At 71.1% G+C, this 15,287-nt stretch carries 13 protein-coding genes; 9 read left to right on the top strand and 4 right to left on the bottom strand.

Features of this window, described 5'->3' with window-relative positions:
• Positions 1 to 25: 25 nt before the first annotated feature.
• Positions 26 to 1,276, top strand: coding sequence for an SGNH/GDSL hydrolase family protein (locus HNR40_RS02275; RefSeq protein ID WP_246508306.1), 1,251 nt, complete (start codon positions 26 to 28; stop codon positions 1,274 to 1,276).
• A gap of 81 nt (positions 1,277 to 1,357) precedes the next feature.
• Here HNR40_RS02275 and HNR40_RS02270 read toward each other — a convergent pair whose 3' ends face one another.
• Positions 1,358 to 2,248: a haloalkane dehalogenase gene (locus tag HNR40_RS02270; protein ID WP_246508304.1), complete on the bottom strand. Its 891-nt coding sequence runs from the start codon at positions 2,246 to 2,248 to the stop codon at positions 1,358 to 1,360.
• Between the two features lie 47 nt (positions 2,249 to 2,295).
• On the opposite strand from HNR40_RS02270, the gene HNR40_RS02265 reads away from it, so the two are divergent.
• On the top strand, positions 2,296 to 2,727 hold the full coding sequence (locus HNR40_RS02265) for a MarR family winged helix-turn-helix transcriptional regulator (RefSeq protein ID WP_184957976.1): 432 nt from the start codon (positions 2,296 to 2,298) through the stop codon (positions 2,725 to 2,727).
• 5 nt (positions 2,728 to 2,732) lie between these two features.
• On the opposite strand, the gene HNR40_RS02260 is transcribed toward HNR40_RS02265, so the two are convergent.
• On the bottom strand, positions 2,733 to 4,115 hold the full coding sequence (locus HNR40_RS02260) for an MFS transporter (RefSeq protein ID WP_184957975.1): 1,383 nt from the start codon (positions 4,113 to 4,115) through the stop codon (positions 2,733 to 2,735).
• Between the two features lie 77 nt (positions 4,116 to 4,192).
• Here HNR40_RS02260 and HNR40_RS02255 point away from each other — a divergent pair, with 77 nt between their 5' ends.
• Positions 4,193 to 4,663, top strand: a complete 471-nt coding sequence (locus HNR40_RS02255) for a winged helix-turn-helix transcriptional regulator (RefSeq protein WP_184957974.1) — start codon at positions 4,193 to 4,195, stop codon at positions 4,661 to 4,663.
• Here HNR40_RS02255 and HNR40_RS02250 read toward each other — a convergent pair.
• Together HNR40_RS02250 and HNR40_RS02245 are read right to left on the bottom strand one after the other, a co-directional pair.
• Positions 4,588 to 5,955 (bottom strand): hypothetical protein, encoded by a 1,368-nt coding sequence (locus tag HNR40_RS02250; protein ID WP_184957973.1) that lies wholly within the window; start codon positions 5,953 to 5,955, stop codon positions 4,588 to 4,590. The genes HNR40_RS02255 and HNR40_RS02250 overlap by 76 nt on opposite strands.
• 50 nt (positions 5,956 to 6,005) lie before the next feature.
• Positions 6,006 to 6,692 (bottom strand): polysaccharide deacetylase family protein, encoded by a 687-nt coding sequence (locus HNR40_RS02245; protein ID WP_184957972.1) that lies wholly within the window; start codon positions 6,690 to 6,692, stop codon positions 6,006 to 6,008.
• A 189-nt stretch (positions 6,693 to 6,881) separates the two neighbouring features.
• Here HNR40_RS02245 and HNR40_RS02240 point away from each other — a divergent pair, with 189 nt between their 5' ends.
• The 6 genes from HNR40_RS02240 to HNR40_RS57035 all read left to right on the top strand — a co-directional run bounded on the left by HNR40_RS02240 (position 6,882) and on the right by HNR40_RS57035 (position 15,257).
• Positions 6,882 to 8,843: an arabinofuranosyltransferase gene (locus tag HNR40_RS02240; protein ID WP_184957971.1), complete on the top strand. Its 1,962-nt coding sequence runs from the start codon at positions 6,882 to 6,884 to the stop codon at positions 8,841 to 8,843.
• Positions 8,844 to 8,859: 16 nt separating this feature from the next.
• Complete coding sequence (locus HNR40_RS02235; protein ID WP_246508301.1) at positions 8,860 to 9,597, top strand: glycosyltransferase family 2 protein; 738 nt, start codon at positions 8,860 to 8,862, stop codon at positions 9,595 to 9,597.
• The gene (locus HNR40_RS02230) at positions 9,594 to 9,932 is read left to right on the top strand and encodes a DUF2304 domain-containing protein (RefSeq protein WP_184957969.1); all 339 of its coding nucleotides are present in this window, start codon (positions 9,594 to 9,596) and stop codon (positions 9,930 to 9,932) included. The genes HNR40_RS02235 and HNR40_RS02230 overlap by 4 nt, the downstream gene beginning before the upstream one ends.
• Before the next feature lie 2 nt (positions 9,933 to 9,934).
• The gene (locus HNR40_RS02225) at positions 9,935 to 10,360 is read left to right on the top strand and encodes a GtrA family protein (RefSeq protein WP_184957968.1); all 426 of its coding nucleotides are present in this window, start codon (positions 9,935 to 9,937) and stop codon (positions 10,358 to 10,360) included.
• Positions 10,323 to 11,783 carry a hypothetical protein gene (locus HNR40_RS02220; RefSeq protein WP_184957967.1) on the top strand — a complete coding sequence of 487 codons (1,461 nt, stop codon included), beginning with the start codon at positions 10,323 to 10,325 and terminating at the stop codon, positions 11,781 to 11,783. Before HNR40_RS02225 ends, HNR40_RS02220 begins: the two co-directional genes overlap by 38 nt.
• Positions 11,784 to 11,882: 99 nt before the next feature.
• Entirely contained in the window at positions 11,883 to 15,257 is a 3,375-nt protein-coding gene (locus HNR40_RS57035; protein ID WP_184957966.1) for a bifunctional glycosyltransferase/CDP-glycerol:glycerophosphate glycerophosphotransferase, read from the top strand.
• Positions 15,258 to 15,287: the final 30 nt, after the last annotated feature.

The raw sequence follows: 15,287 nt of genomic DNA, 5'->3' as shown, positions 1-15,287 counted from the left end.
TGCGGCTTTCGTGAGGAGACATCCGTTGCCTGTCCCACCCCGACGACTCGCCATCACCTTCGCCCTCGTCCTCGCCGCCGCGACCGCGGGATCAGGGATCGCCTCCGCTGAGAGCGGCACCGGTGGCTGGGACGCCACCTGGACCGCCTCGCCGCAGCGGCCGGGCGTCAACTACACGCCGAACTGGTCAAAGGAGGGTTTCGCCCAGCAGACGGTTCGCCAGGTGGTCCGGGTCAGCGTGGGCGGTGTGGCGGCTCGGGTGCGGCTGTCCAACGTCTACGGCACCACCCCGCTGAAGGTCGCGGGGGCCACGGTCGCGCGTGCCGGGGACGGCGCAGCCGTCCGGCGGGGGTCGGTCCGGCATCTCACCGTCAAGGGGGCGAGGTCCTTCACCGTCCCGGCCGGGGCCGAGCTCGCGAGTGATCTGGTGCCGCTGCCGGTGGACGCCTTGAGCTCGGTCACGGTCACGCTCTACTTCGCCGCGCCGACCGGGCCTTCGACCTACCACGCCCAGGCCATGGCGCCCAGCTACCGCGCGAGCGGCGACCACCGGGCCGACGTGGGCGGCGCGGCGTTCACCGAGACCACGGTGTCCTGGTACTACCTGAGCGGGGTTGACGTCATCGGTGGTACGCATCGCCGGGGCGTGGTCGCCTTCGGAGATTCGCTGACCGACGGCTACGGGTCCAGACCGGGCGCCGACAACCGCTATCCCGACGAACTGGCAGAGCGACTGGCCGCCGCCGGTCGGCCGCGTGCCGTACTCAATCAGGGGATCGGCGGGAACCGGGTGACGGTCGACTCGATGCAGCTCGGTGACAAGGGCACCTCGCGGTTCGGGCGCGATGTGCTGGGCCAGCCGGGCGTGGGCACGGTCATCGTCCTGGAGGGCATCAACGACATCGGGATGAGCCGGGCGCCCTCTCCTGGCGGCGCTCCGCCCACCGATGTCTCCGCGCGGCAGCTCATCGCCGGGCACCGTGAGCTGATCCGGCAGGCGCGGGCCAAGGGGGTGCGGGTCATCGGCGCGACCCTGCCGCCGATGAAGGGTTCGCAGTACTACGACGCGGTCAGCGAGGCCAAGCGGGATGAGGTGAACGCCTGGATCCGTACGGCGGGTGAGTATGACGCGGTGGTCGATCTCGACCGGGTCCTCGCCTCGTCGTCGGACGGGGACCAGCTTGATCCTGCCTATGACTCCGGTGACCACCTGCACCTCAACGATGCCGGGTATCGCGCGGTGGCGTACGCCGTCGATCCTGCGGACCTGCGCTGACGTGACCCCCTGACCCGGGGTCCGCAGCGGGGGGACTCCGGTGATCCCTTCCCTTCGCGGGGGCAAGGGATCACCGGTGCTCTAGCGGAGGTCGTGGCGATCGGCCCAGGCGGCGATGGCTGCCGCGATCCTCTCCGGCTGGTCTTCGGTGGCGTGGTGGCCGGCGGCGCCGGCGTATTCGATCTCCAGGGCCGCGACCGAGGACTTGCTCCACTCGGCCACCTCGGGGGTGATGAGCAGGACGAGCGAGCCGTCGAAGGTGAGCAGGAGCTTGGGCGTGTCGTGGCTGGCCGTGAGCCACTTTCCGTAGTGGGTGACGCGGTCGGCCACGTCCGCGGGATCGCCGTCCAGCGGGATGGACCGGGCCCAGGCCAGGATCGGGCGGCGGCTCTCGGGGGTGGGGAACGGCGCCAGGTAGGCCGCCTTCTCCTCCTCGCTGACGGGGGTGAGGACGCCGCCGGTGTAGGCGGTCTGAATGAAGTAGTCGCTCCCGAGGACGAGTTCTTCGCCCTGGGGGGAGCGGATGGCTTCGGAGCGGGCGCGTGGGCCGTCGCCCAGTTCGGCCCAGGACAGGGGGCGCAGGAAGGTTTCGAAGACGGCCACGCCGCGGACGTTCTCGGGGTGGCGGGCGGCTCGGTCCAAGGCGAGTGCGCCGCCCCAGTCGTGGCCGACGAGCACCACGTCCTCCAGGCCGAGCGCGTCGAACCAGGCGTCCAGGTAGCGCGCGTGGTCGGCGAAGGTGTAGTCGATGTCGGGCTTGCCCGAGCGGCCCATGCCGATCAGGTCGGGCGCCAGCAACCGGCCCTCGCCGACCAGCGGGAGCACCTTGCGCCACATGTGGGAGGAGGCGGGGTTGCCGTGGAGGAAGACGATCGGGGTGCCGGAGCCGGTGTCTTCGTAGTGGATGGTCGAGCCGAGAACCTCGATGGCGGGCATCATGTACTCCGTTAGTCGGATAAACGTTAGTGACATGAACGAAATTACATCGTTAGTGCCACTAACGCAATAGCCTGTGGTTCATGGAGAAGACCCCGGCCCGCCTCAGAAGGGTGCCGAGCAGACTGCTGGGCCTCGCCGCCGCCCAAGCCGACCGGGTGGTGAACTCCGGGTTCGCCGAGCTGGACGCGCGCAAGTGGCACTACAGCGCCCTGGTCGCCCTGCACGACTCCGGACCTGCCAGCCAGGCCGAGCTGAGCGACCGGACCGGCATCTACCGCAGCGATCTGGTCGCCGTCATCAACGAGCTGGCCGAGCGTGGGCTGGTCGAGCGTACGCCGGACCCGGACGACCGGCGCCGCAACGTCATCTCCCTGACGGAGGCGGGGCGGGAGCAGTTCGTCCGGCTGGAGGCCGCGCTCGTCGCCATGCACGAGGAACTCCTCGCCCCGCTGACCGAGGCCGAACGAGAGCAGCTGATCGACCTACTGGTCAAGCTCGTGTTCCCGCAGTAGGCCGTTCAAACGGCGGAGTGGGCTTCTTCCTTCAAGGACTTCGGAGCGTGCTTGCGCGGCAGCATCACGATCGCCGCGATCAGGCCCACTACTGCGATCCCCGCCGATGCCATGATCGCCGCCTGGTATCCAGCCGTCAGCGCCTCCGGTGAAGAGGCAGGGCCGGTGACGGTGGTGGCCAGGGAGACGAGGGCGGCGACGCCGATGGAGATGCCCACCTGCGGCGTCACGTTGAACAGGCCGGACGCCAGCCCAGCCTCCTCCGGTGTCGCCTCGGCGGTGGCGGCGATGGTGACGGCGACCACCAGGAGGCCGAAGCCGATGCCGGTCAGGAGTTCGGGGGCCAGGAGGGTGCCGAGGAAGGTGCTGGCGGGGGTGATGCGGAGGTAGGCGACGGCTCCGGCGGTGATCAGGGTCATGCCGGTGACGGCGGTGGCGCGCAGGCCGAACCGGCTGACGAACCGGCCGCCGAGTGTGGAGGCGGTCAGGGCGATCGCTATGGAGATGGCCACGACCGACAGGCCGGCTTCGGTGGCGGAGTAGCCGAGGACGTACTGCGTGTAGAGGGTGAGGATGACGAACAGCGGCTGGGCGGCGGCGGCGACCAGGAACATGATCGTGTTGCCCGCGCGCAGCAACGGCTTGCGGAAGATCGAGAGCGGCATCAGCGGGTTCTTGGAGCGAGACTCGACGACCAGGAACAATGCCAGGACAGCCAGGGCCAGGCCGCCCAGCGGCAGGGAGGACTCCACCACGGCGTACATGAGCAGGCCGAGGCCCGCGGTCGAGGTGACCGCGCCCAGGACGTCGAAGCCGCGGGCGCCGGAGGGCGGGACGTGGGGGAGCAGGCTCAGGGCGAGGACGGCGACGACGACGCCGACCGGGACGTTGACGTAGAAGACGGAGCGCCAGCCGAGCCAGTCGGTCAGCACGCCGCCGAGCACGACGCCGGTCGAGGCGCCCACGCCGCCGACCGCGCCCCACAGGCCCATGGCCCGGTCGCGGTCGGGGTCACCGTTGAAGATGGTCATCACCAGCGACAGCGCGGCGGGCGCGACGAGCGCCGCGGCCACCCCCTGTACGGCCCGCATCGCCACGACCAGCACCCCGCCGGAGGCGAGCCCGCCGAGCAACGAGGCGAGCGCGAACAACAACATCCCGGCGACGAACACCCGCCGCCGGCCGAAGAAGTCGGAAAGACGCCCGCCGAGCAGCAGCAGGCCGCCGAACACGAGCGAGTAGGCGGTGTGCACCCACGACAGCTGTTCCTGGTCCATGCGCAGGTCCTGGCCGAGGAGCGGCAGTGCGATGCCGACGATGGTGGAGTCAAGGATGAGGACGAACTGGGTGGTGGTGAGGAGGGCGAGGGCTGTCCACTTGTTCTTCACGATGCTTCCTTAGGGAACGACTTGTAACAGTGGACATCGTGTGTGACCATCAAGGTCCTACGGAAGAAGGCACTTTCATGTCCCAGGGGAACACCGATGTACCAGGCCAGCTCAAGACGCTGGCGGACGCCCAGGCGCTCATCGAGTCGGGCCAGTGCCCGATCCCGCCGCGCGAGATCCTTGACCGGATCGCCGGCAAGTGGGCGATCCAGATCATCGTGGTCGCGTCCCGGGGACCGGTCCGGTTCACGGAGCTGGAGCGCACGGTCGAGGGCGTCAGCCGGCGCATGCTGACGCTGACCCTGCGCAACCTGGAGCGCGACGGCATGCTGGAGCGCACGGTGTATCCGACGGTGCCGCCGAAGGTGGAGTATCAGACCACGCCGATGGCGCTGGAGCTGTATGAGGCGCTGCTGATGGTGACCAACTGGTCGCGCAAGCACAGCGCCTGCGTCGCGCTGGCGCGCGAGAACTACGACCGGCGCTTGAACGAAGAGGCCAGCAGCGGCAGCAGCATGACGCCGACGAAGATCGGCGTGGCCATGTAGCGGAAGTCCTGGGCGGAGATGTTGGCCAGGATCGCCAGTTGCTGGCCCAGGACGATGGCGGCGACGCCGAGCACGTACCGGTTGCGCAGCGACCAGGCGGCCAGCGCGACCGCGAGGTAGGACAGGTACGCCCAGAGCGCGCCCCGCCACAACATCCAGTCGACGGCCTTGTTGAGCGTAACGTCCAGCCAGGTGCCGGCCAGCGAGTTCAGGCCCTGGTTGAGCGGGCGCAGGGTGAAGATCTCGCGGCCCCGGTAGTCGGGCACCTGGTCCTCGCCGATGTAGGAGTCGGCGTTCGGGCGGCGGGAGAAGCGGTAGGTGTCGCCGCCGGTGTCCTCGTCGTCGGCCCAGAGCTGCCAGGCGATCGCGCCTCTGCACAGCCGGGTGTCCACGACCAGGCCGGGCTCCTTGACCAGCAGCCGCTTCCACAGGTCGAGCAGCTCGGTGGCGTGGGCGTCGGCCTGCGGCCAGCTGAAGTCACCGCGCCAGATCAGCGGGTTGATCGTGTGGCAGGTGCCGCCCCTGTCCCAGCGTCTGAGCGGCGCGATGGTGGCGAGCATGGCCCGGTCGCTGTTGTCGAACAGGTCGGGCCGCTCGTGGAAGGCGACCGCGATGTCGCCGAAGGCGGTGTGGTAGACGTACGTCTTGCTCGGCGCCGAGATCCCGACCAGCGGGAAGATCAGGTTGCTGAGCAGCAGGGGGATGGCGGCGGCCGCGGTGCCGAGCAGCGCCAGCCGTACCCGCAGAAGGGGCACGACGAGCAGGAGTGCGGCCACGGCGATCGCGACGACCAGGAAGCCGTTGGCGCGGAAGAGGCCCAGCAGCGTGAACAGGGCGGCCAGCGCGGCCAGGCGGCTGTTGGTGAGGTCGCGGTCGGCGGCCACCCGCGCGCAGACGCCGGCGATCGCGACCGCGCAGATCGTGAACGGCACGTCCTTCCACAGCGCGACCGAGAACGCGCCGAGCGGCGGCAGGAACGCCAGCACGATCGCCATGGCGTTGGTCCAGCGCGGCGGCGCGCCGAGCGCGATCAGCGCCCGCGCGAAGAACGTGAGCGTCAGGGCCGTCGCGGTCGTCTGCAGCAGCGTCACCGCGCCGAGATCGCCGGTGAGCCACATGCTGAGCCACAGCACGGAGTCGTAGAGGACCGAGTGGTCGCTGATCCACGGTCCGGCCAGGGTGTGGCTCAGGTAGAGGACCGAGTCACGGCTGAACAGGCCGGGGTAGAAAGCGGCCCACCAGCAGAGCAGCACGAGCTGGATGGGCAGGAACGTGGAACGGAGAACGCGCATGATTCCTGAGGCCGGGGAGAGTGCACCTGAGCGCAAACCCTACCCGCCCATTACGGATATACCATTCCCGGTTCCAGTTTCTTGCCGCCGGCCAGCTGGGGCACGGTGACAAGTGTGTAGCCGCGCTTCTTGAGCTCCTTGATGATCTCCGGCATCGCCCGCACGGTCTGCGGGACGGTCTCGTGCATGAGGATGACCCCGTTGCGCTTGGCCAGCCTCAGCACCGCCGCCTTGATCTTCTTGACGTCGCGCGACTGCCAGTCGAGCGTGGTGCCGGTCCACATGACCTGCGACATGCCCTCCTGCGCCGCCAGCTCCACGATGCGCTCGTCGGTGTGCCCGTACGGCGGGCGGAACATCTTCGGCGTGATCCCCGCCACCCGCTCGACGATCTCCTGCGTGGACCGCAGCTCGGTCGTGACCTGCTCGTCCATGAGCGAGGGCAGCGACGGGTGCCCGTAGGTGTGGTTGCCGATCGCGTGCCCGTCCGCGACGGTCCGCTTCAGCACGGACGGCCGCCGCTCCACCTGCTTGCCCATGACGAAGAACGTCGCCTTGACCTTCGCCTTCTTGAGCACCTTGAGCAGCTCGGGCGTCGTCTTGCCCGGCCCGTCGTCGAACGTCAGGGCCAGGCACTTGGCCTTCGCGCAGTTGACCTTCGCCGCCTGCGCGGGGATCGCGGGAAGGACCGTTCCCGCCACGAGCACCGCCAGCACCGCCACTCCACGCCCGACCACCGGGCACCACCTCCCCTTCACGAACCCCCGGCAAGTGTGGCATATCCCCGATATTCATCTTTCGCATCGTGCGACGGGAATCGAGGGAATCGACGGAATCACAGCCGGGGGAATTGATTGCCCCAGCATTGGTATGTCGGGAGGTCAATCCGCCGCGCACCCCCGCCGATCGGCGAGAGGGTCGAGGGCGTGCGCCTGCTCACTCCTCGCCTCTCGCCGGTCGCGACCGCCGCGGAGCCCGCGGTCCGGGCAGGGAGGGCGGCGCTGGTCGCCTTCGGCGTGTACACGGTGCTCCTGCCGCCGGCGCTCCTGGTGCCCGCCCTGGCCGGCGCCGACCCGTTCACGCTGCGCGGCACCCTGTTCCCGCTGGCCGTGGGCTTCATGCTGGCCGTGCCGCTGCTCGCGGTGGCGCTGATGTGGCGGCGCCCGGCCGTCTACGACGTCGCCGCCGCCGCGTTCGCCGCGTGGACGGCGCTGGCCATGCGCGTGGCCCTGCACGGCACGCCGTTCGGCTTCGACGGGCTGTCCGGCGACATGGCCAGGATGGCCTCGATGGCCACCAGGTTCAGCGTGGTCGCGGCCAGCAGCGACGGCATCGTGGAGGGCGTCGCCGCCGAGTACCCGCCGCTCTACCCCTGGCTGATCGGCCGCACCGCCGCGCTCACCGGCATCCCCGCCTGGCAACTGCTGGCCGAAGCGGAGATCGTCTGGACCTCCGCCGCCGTCGTCGCCGCCTACGCCCTGTGGCGCCGCACCACCACCGCCCCCGTCGCGCTGGCGCTCGCCGTCTTCAGCCTGGTCGCGTTCTCCTACCCGTGGAAGGCCTACGAGGTCTTCGCGCTCGCCGTCTTCATCCCCTGGGCGCTCGGCACGCTGGCCGCCCGCCCCGGCGGGCGGATGCACTGGCTCGCCTCCGGGCTGCTGCTCGGCCTCATCGTCCAGCTCTACCTGGGCTTCTTCCTGTACGGCATAGCCGGCCTGCTGGCCCTGGTCGTCTCCGCCTTCTGGCAGAGCGCCGACCGGTGGGGCCTGCTGTGGTACTTCACCAGGGTCGTGGCCATCGGACTGGCCGTCTCGGCCTGGTACGTGGCGCCGTACCTGGTCACCGTGGCCACGACCGGCGGCCAGAACGTCGCGGACCTGTACGCGACGCCGGCCGTCGCCGCCTCCTCCTTCCCGTTCATGCAGCCGTCCTTCCTGGGCGCGGTCGAGGCCGCCGGCCTGGTCGGCGCGGTCGTGCTGCGCAACCGGACCTGGTGGGGCCTGCCGATGGCGCTCCTCATCGCCGGCACCTACGCCTACCAGGGCGCCTACGCCGTCGGCTTCGTGTTCACCGGGCACACCGGGATGGCACACCACTCCATGCACCTGCTGCACGGCCTGCTGCTCGCCTCCGGCGTGCTGTCGCTGACCTGGCTCGTGCCGAAGTTGCCGGTGAAGCCGTGGGCGCAGGTGGCGCTGGCCGTCTGCGTGGTCTGGTCGGGCAGCTACCTGTGGCGGGCCTGGTCGCCGGTGCCGGTGGGCTCGGCCGCCGCCTCCCACGCCGAGGGCGTGCACGCCGCGCGGGCGCACGCCGAGCCGCTGCCCGACGGCAGGATGCCCGTCACCGGCGAGGCCGGCCGTGAGGAATTGCGCCAGTTGGGCGTGGCGCAGCCCTCGGCCTTCCCCGTCGCCGAGATCCGCCGCGCCGTACGCGAGCACTACGGCCCGCACGTGCGCCCGCGCACGCTGGCCGTCGACGAACGCCTCTACTCCTACCTGCCCTGGCCCGGCTACCTGCCCGTGGTCAGGACCGCCGCCCTCAGCGTCGTGCGCTGGGACGACAGGTACGCCGAGCTCCAGCGGCTGGCCGCCATCACCGACCCGGAGCGGTTCGCCGCGGCCACGCGGGTGAGCAGGTTCGGCGGGATCGACGTCTTCGTGCTGTGGGCGCGCAAGGGCGCCTGGACGTGGCGGCCCGTGCTGGCCGACGGCAGCACGGCGCAGTTCTCCCCGGTCCAGTTCTCGCCCCGGCACTTCGCGATCGTGCGCGATCTGCCCGGCGGGATCGTCGTCGCGATCAGGCTGCCCGATCGTCAAGTCTCGGCAAGGAGTGAACCAGGACCATGCCGAGGCGCAGCGTGTGCGGCCCTGGAAGCCCATGCTTCCTGACAGGGAGGGGGAAGCGATGCGGGTACTGATCATCATTCCTGCGTTCAACGAGGAACAGTCGATCCGGCTGGTCATCGGCGAACTGGAAAGGGCCTGCGGCTACGCCGACATCCTGGTCGTGGACGACGGGTCCGCGGACTCCACCGCGGCGCTGGCGGAAGCGGCCGGCGTGGCCGTGCTCCGCCTTCCCTACAACCTCGGCGTCGGCGGCGCCATGCGCGCCGGCTACCGCTACGCGCTGGAGCGCGGCTACGACGTGGCCCTGCAGGTCGACGCCGACGGCCAGCACGACACGCGCTACATCGGCAAGCTGGTCGCCGCCGTGGAGTCGGCGGACATCGTGATCGGATCGCGCTTCGCGGGGGCGGGCACGTACACGAGCGCGAAGTTCGCCAGGCGCCTGGCGATGCGGCTGCTGGCCATGGTCGTCTCCGGCCTGGCCAGGACCAAGCTGACCGACGTGACCAGCGGCTTCAGGGCCGCCAACCGGAAGGCGATGGCGATCTTCGCCGTCCACTACCCGGTGGAGTACCTGGGCGACACCGTGGAGTCGCTGGTCATCGCGGTCCGCAGCGGCTGCGTGATCAGGCAGATCCCGGTCAAGATGCGGCCCCGCGAGTACGGCACCGCCAGCCAGTCGAGCCTTCGCGCGCTCGTCTACCTGGTCAGGGCCGGTGTGGCGCTGGGCCTGGCGCTGATCAGGCGCTGGGAGCCGGTCTCCGCGGCCGAGGTTCCGGAGAGGGCCGGAGTATGAGCGTCTACATGCTGGGCCTGGTCGGCGCCGTCGTCACGGTCTCGATCGTCTTCGAGATGCTGCGCCGCCGGAAGCTGCGTGAGAAGTACGCCACGTTCTGGGTGCTGCTCGCCGGGGTGATCGTGGTGATCGCGTTGTTCCCCGACGTGCTGGCCGGGGCCGCCGCGATGCTCGGCGTTCAGGTGCCGGCGAACCTGCTGTTCTTCCTCGGCAGCCTCGTGCTGCTGGGCGTGAACGTGCAGCTCAGCTCGGAGCTCGGCCGGCTGGAGGAGCGTACGCGGACGCTGGCCGAGGAGGTCGCCCTGCTGCGCCTTTCCAGCCGCGAGCACCGCTGAGCATGACCACGTTCAGGAGCCTGCTGCGCTTCCTGCTGGTCGGCGGGCTGAGCTACACCGTCGACCTCGGCGCCCTCTACCTGCTGCACAGCGTCCTGGCCGTCGGCCTGGCCCCGGCCACGCTCCTGGCGTTCCTGCTGGCGCTCGTCGTCAACTTCGCACTCAACAGGTCGGTGTCCTTCGCCGCCGCGCCCGGCCGGATGCGCCGCCAGTTCCTGCGCTACTGCACGCTGTGCGCCGTCAATTACGGTCTCACCCTGGTCGGCGTGCTCGGGCTGGTCGAGCTCGGCACGCACTACCTGGTCGCGAAGACCGCCATGGTCGGCGTGGGCGTGGCCGTCAATTTTGTCCTCTGCCGCTACTGGGTCTTCCCCGCGGTGAGCCATCGGAGTGAGCGACCTGACTACCATCCAAGCGTCCCCGTCTGAGCGGACCGCGATCGCGGCGAAGCCGTCCAGGATCGACCGGCTGCCCGCCCTCGTCTTCACCGGCTGCCTGGTGGTCTACCTGCTGTGGTGGGCGGCCTTCTATCCCGGCCTGATGAGCTGGGACTCCATCACCTACGTGTGGCAGGTGACGACCGGCAACTGGCGCGCCGACCACTCGGTCCTCTACGACGCGCTGGTGTGGCTGTCGCTGGCCGCGACCGGCGACCTGGCCGCGCTCACCCTCGTCCAGGCCGCCGCCGCCGCGCTCACGCTGGCCGTGCTCGCGTGCGTGGTGCGCGACTTCGGCGTCCCGTGGGCGTGGTGCCTGGCCGCCGCACTCGCGGTGGCCGCGCTGCCCGCCACCGGCACGTTCGTGGTCACGGTGTGGAAGGACGTGCCGTTCGCGCTGGTCCTGGTGCTCATGACGGCGACGCTGGGCCGCCTGGCGCTGCGCCGCCGCTCGTGGCCGCTGATCGTCGCGCTGGGCGTGGAAGTGCTGGTCCTGTGCCTGCTGCGCAACAACGGCTTCCTGTTCGCCGCCATCGCGCTCGCCCTCGCCGTCGTCCTGCTTCCCGGGGCGCGGGTACGGCTGGCCGGCGCCGCCGCCGTCCCCCTGGCGACCGTCTACCTGGTCACCGCCTACGCCTACCCGGCCATGAGCGTGGACCCGGTCCGCCCCTGGCTGAGCTACGCCACCGCCTACTCCGACATCGCGGTCACCTACGCGCGCCGCCCGGCCGCCTTCAAGGAACGCGACCTGGCGCTGATGGCGCAGATCGCGCCCCTGGAGCACTGGAAGTCCAACGCCAACTGCCTCAACGCCGACACCACGCTGCGCCCCGGCTTCGACGTCGCCCGCGCCGACCGGCTCTACAAGAAGCTCGTCGGTCTGTGGGTGCGGCTGATCAAGCGCGCCCCGGACGCGGTCACCGCCGCCCGGCTCTGCCGCGGCTCGGTGGCCTGGGTGGCCTTCCCCGCCCAGCCGGGCGAGCGCGTGCTCGTCGGCCTGCCCAACGTCCCCGCCGACCTGTACGGCTGGCGCGCCTCCGGCCAGACGATGGCGGCCAGCCCGTACCGGCCGATCCTGGCCACGCGCCCGCTCTCGCAGCCGCTGCACGACGCCGCGGTCTTCGTCAGGGGCCTGTCGCTGACCGAGCAGTTCGAGTGGCTGCTGTGGCGCGGCGCGACCTGGTGCTACCTGGTCTACGCCGCGGCGGCCGCGCTGGCCTGGGCCGGCAGGAGGCAGGCGGCGCTCGTGCTGGCGGCGGTCGTGGCCGGGCACCAGCTCGCGGTGACGGCGGCCATCCCGGCGCAGCTGTTCAGGTACATGGCGGCGCCCATCATGATCGGGATCATGCTGCTGCCGATCCTGGTGGCGGTGATCGCCAAGCGGCTGGGGAGACCGGCCGGCGAAGGTCAATAGATCGTCTGCTTTTCCTCTCCTCCCCGCCAAGCGACCCGGTGATCGGGTCGCTTCTGGCCATGCTGACATGCGGTTGCACGTCAATCGGGAGGAAGCTTCGTGACGCCTGCGCTCAGCGTCGTCGTACCGTTCCACAACGTCGAGCCCTACCTGGAGCACTGCCTGTCTTCGCTGGCGGCCCAGGAGTTCCCGGACCTTGAGGTGATCTGCGTCGACGACGGGTCAAGCGACCTCAGTCCGGTGATCGCCAAGGACTTCGCGGGCCGCGACCGCCGCTTCACGCTGCTCCAGCAGCAGCACAGCGGCCCGGGACCGGCCCGCAACGCCGGCATCGCGCTGGCCACCGGCCGCCTGCTGGCCTTCGCCGACGGCGACGACTACGTGCCGCCGGAGGCCTATTCCACGCTGATCGAGAGCCTGGAACGCACCGGCTCCGACCTGGCCTGCGGGAACGTGTGCTGCTTCGACTCGGTGAGCACGTGGCGCTCGCCGCTGCACGCCGACATGTTCGCCGCGACCGTCGAGCGCACCCACGTCAGCCGCATGCCGGTGCTCATGACCGACAGGACCGTGTGGAACAAGGTCTACCGGCGCGCGTTCTGGGACGCCGCCGAGCTGGCCTTCCCCGCCGGCTACTACGAGGACACGCCGGTCGCGGTCCCCGCGCACGTGCTGGCCGACACCGTCGACGTGCTGAACACCGTCGTCTACCACTGGCGTCAGCGCGACTCCGGAACTCGCTCGATCACGCAGAGCCGGCGCGAGCGCGGCCATCTGGAGGACCGCGTCTCCACGATCGAGACCATGCGCGCCTTCCTGGGCCGCGACCACGAGGCGCTGCTGCCGCTCTACGACCAGCACGTGCTGCAGAGCGACCTGGTGCCGTTCCTGAAGGCGTTCGAGTTCGCCGACGCCCGCTGCGACGACTACCGCGAGCGCCTCTTCGACCGGCTCGAACCGCTGCTGGCCGCGATCCCGCGCGGCGTCTCCATGTCCCTGCCGTGGCTGGAGCGGCTCGCCTACCACCTGGTGCGCACACGCGACGCCGACGAGCTGACGCGGCTGCTGACCCACCGGCGCACGGGCCGGGCGTTCGCCGTCCGGCGCCGCTGGCCCAACTTCTACGTCGACCACCCGCTGCGCCGCAAGGGCGGGGTGCCGGCGCGCCTGTTCCGCGTACGGCCGGCCGAGCTGACGCTGCTCGCGCAGGCCGACCGGGTCAGCGAGGCGGGCGCGGGCTTCCGGGTCGCCGGGCACGCGTACTTCGAGGGGCTCGACACCGCCGGCTCCAAGATCCGGCTGTGGCTGCAGCCCGGTGACGGACGCCGTGTGGAGGTGCCGGTCCGCCGGGTGAGCAGGCCGGACGTCAGCGAGGCCCACGGCTGCGAGCCCGGCGTCTACGACGACTCGGGCTTCGAGGCCGACCTCGACGTGACCGGACTGTGGACGCCGGCGAGCTCGGCCACCACCTGGGAGGTCCAGGTGGAGGTGCGCAACGGCCGCGCGCACGCCGAACTGCCGCTGGCCCTGCCGGCCCGCGTGCTGCCCGCCCAGTCGCTCAATCGCTGGCTGTCGCGCTCGGCCAAGGTCGAGACCATCAGGAGCAAGGGCCACCTGGTGGTGCGGGCCAGGGCGGTGCGGGTCGTGGCCGAGTCCTGCGCCGACCTGCCCGGCGGGCTCGAACTGCGGGGCCGCGTCTTCACCGCGGTCCGTACGGGGGAGCTGACCGCGGCCGACACCACGACGCGGCTGCCGGTGGAGTTCGAGCGCGGCAAGGACGGGACCGGCTTCCGCGTCCTCATCCCGCACGACGCCGGATTCTCCGGCGCGGTGTGGCTGGAGAGCGGCAAGGAGCGCTTCAAGATCTTCGCAGCCGAGCACTGGGCCGACGGCTCCGGCGCCACCCCCGGCGGCGAGCGCTGGCTGAGCGCCACCAGGACCGGCGCGCTGACCGCGACGAGCAGGGAGCGGCGGCCCGCCGTACTGTCCGCCGAATGGAGTGACGCGCGCTCGCTCACGCTGCGCGGCCACTACCGGGGTACGGCCAGGCCAGAAGGCTTCCGGCTGGAACGCACCGGTGGCGGCGGCGTCCACGAGCTGCCGGTGACGTGGGAGGGCCAGAACTTCACCGTGGAGCTCGACCCGGACGCCATGCCGGTCTTCGGGCAGAGCCTCCCGCTGGCCCCGGGAACCTGGCAGCTCACGGCGGCGACCGACGCCGGCCGGGCCGCGGTCGGCCTCACCAACAGCGCGCTGCGCGAGGCGGGGGCCGAGGTCACCGTGGGCGCGCACGACCTGCGCCTGCAGTCGGACGCGGAGGACACGGCCGAGCTGCGGGTCCGCGCCGTCGCGGCCACGGGCAAGGCGGCGCTGCAGCGGGCCCTGGAGAAGGACTATCCGCGCCTGCGCGCCCTGCCCGTCCTCGACCTCGCGGTCTTCGAGTCCTGGGAGGGCCGCCAATACTCCGACAACCCCCGCGCGATCTACGAGGAGCTGCGCCGCAGGGGCGACGCGCGGGAGTGCGTCTGGGTCACCGCGGACGGCCGGTTCGAGCCGCCCCCCGGCGCGCGCACCGTGCTCAGCGGCAGCGCCGCGCACGTCGAGGCGCTGGCCAGGGCGGCGCTCATCGTCTCCAACGACTGCGCGCCCGAGTGGTTCGTCGCCCGCGAGGGCCAGAAGTACGTCCAGACCTGGCACGGGACCCCGCTGAAGACGATCGGGTTCGACGCCAGGCGGCACACGTTCCCGGCCGCCGTCGACTACGCCAGGCGCCTGGCCGACGACGTCGCCAGGTGGGACCTGCTGCTGTCGCCCAGCCCGTACTGCAGCGAGGTCTTCCGCCGCGCCTTCGGCTACCGGGGCGAGATCGCCGAGGTCGGCCAGCCCCGCAACGACCAGCTGCGCCGCCCGCCCGCCGAGGGCCTGAGGGAGCGGCTCGGCGTCCCGCCGGGCAAGAAGACCATCCTGTACGCGCCCACGTGGCGTGACGACGAGATCGGCCGGGGCGACCTCTACCGGATGAACCTCATGCCGGACCTGGCCGAGATGCGCGAAGGGCTGGGCGATGACCACGTGCTCCTGGTCCGCGCCCACTCCAAAGCCGCGGACGCCATGCAGCCGCTCGGCGAGCCCGGCTTCGCGATCGACGTCAGCGCCTACCCGGAGATGGCCCACCTGCTGGGCCTGGCCGACGTGTTCGTCACCGACTACTCGGCCGCGCTGTTCGACTTCGCGGTGACCGGCCGGCCCATGGTGTTCTTCGCGCCCGACCTGGCCAACTACCGCGACCACGTACGCGGCCTCTACCTCGACTACGCCGACGGCACGCCGGGCCCGGTGGCCGCCACCACGGGGGAACTGGTCGCGGCGGTCAGGGCGGCCGAGATCGGCTACGACGCGGCCTTCCTGGAGAAGTACTGCCCCCTGGACGACGGACAGGCCGCCGCCAGGGCGGTGGACCGGATTCTCGGCTGAGACGCCAAATCTCGGCAACGGGAGCCCCGG

The sequence above is a fragment of the Nonomuraea endophytica genome (assembly GCF_014203235.1).
Lineage (GTDB): Bacteria > Actinomycetota > Actinomycetes > Streptosporangiales > Streptosporangiaceae > Nonomuraea > Nonomuraea endophytica.
Note: the sequence above shows the minus strand (reverse complement) of the source record. Positions and strands in the feature narration are given on the sequence as shown.

Coding starts and splice junctions, on each gene's coding strand:
- HNR40_RS02250 (WP_184957973.1), bottom strand. CDS start 5,955: ATGCGCGTTCTCCGTTCCACGTTCCTGCCCATCCAGCTCGTGCTGCTC.
- HNR40_RS02225 (WP_184957968.1), top strand. CDS start 9,935: ATGACCACGTTCAGGAGCCTGCTGCGCTTCCTGCTGGTCGGCGGGCTG.
- HNR40_RS02235 (WP_246508301.1), top strand. CDS start 8,860: ATGCGGGTACTGATCATCATTCCTGCGTTCAACGAGGAACAGTCGATC.
- HNR40_RS02255 (WP_184957974.1), top strand. CDS start 4,193: ATGTCCCAGGGGAACACCGATGTACCAGGCCAGCTCAAGACGCTGGCG.
- HNR40_RS02265 (WP_184957976.1), top strand. CDS start 2,296: ATGGAGAAGACCCCGGCCCGCCTCAGAAGGGTGCCGAGCAGACTGCTG.
- HNR40_RS02230 (WP_184957969.1), top strand. CDS start 9,594: ATGAGCGTCTACATGCTGGGCCTGGTCGGCGCCGTCGTCACGGTCTCG.
- HNR40_RS02270 (WP_246508304.1), bottom strand. CDS start 2,248: ATGTCACTAACGTTTATCCGACTAACGGAGTACATGATGCCCGCCATC.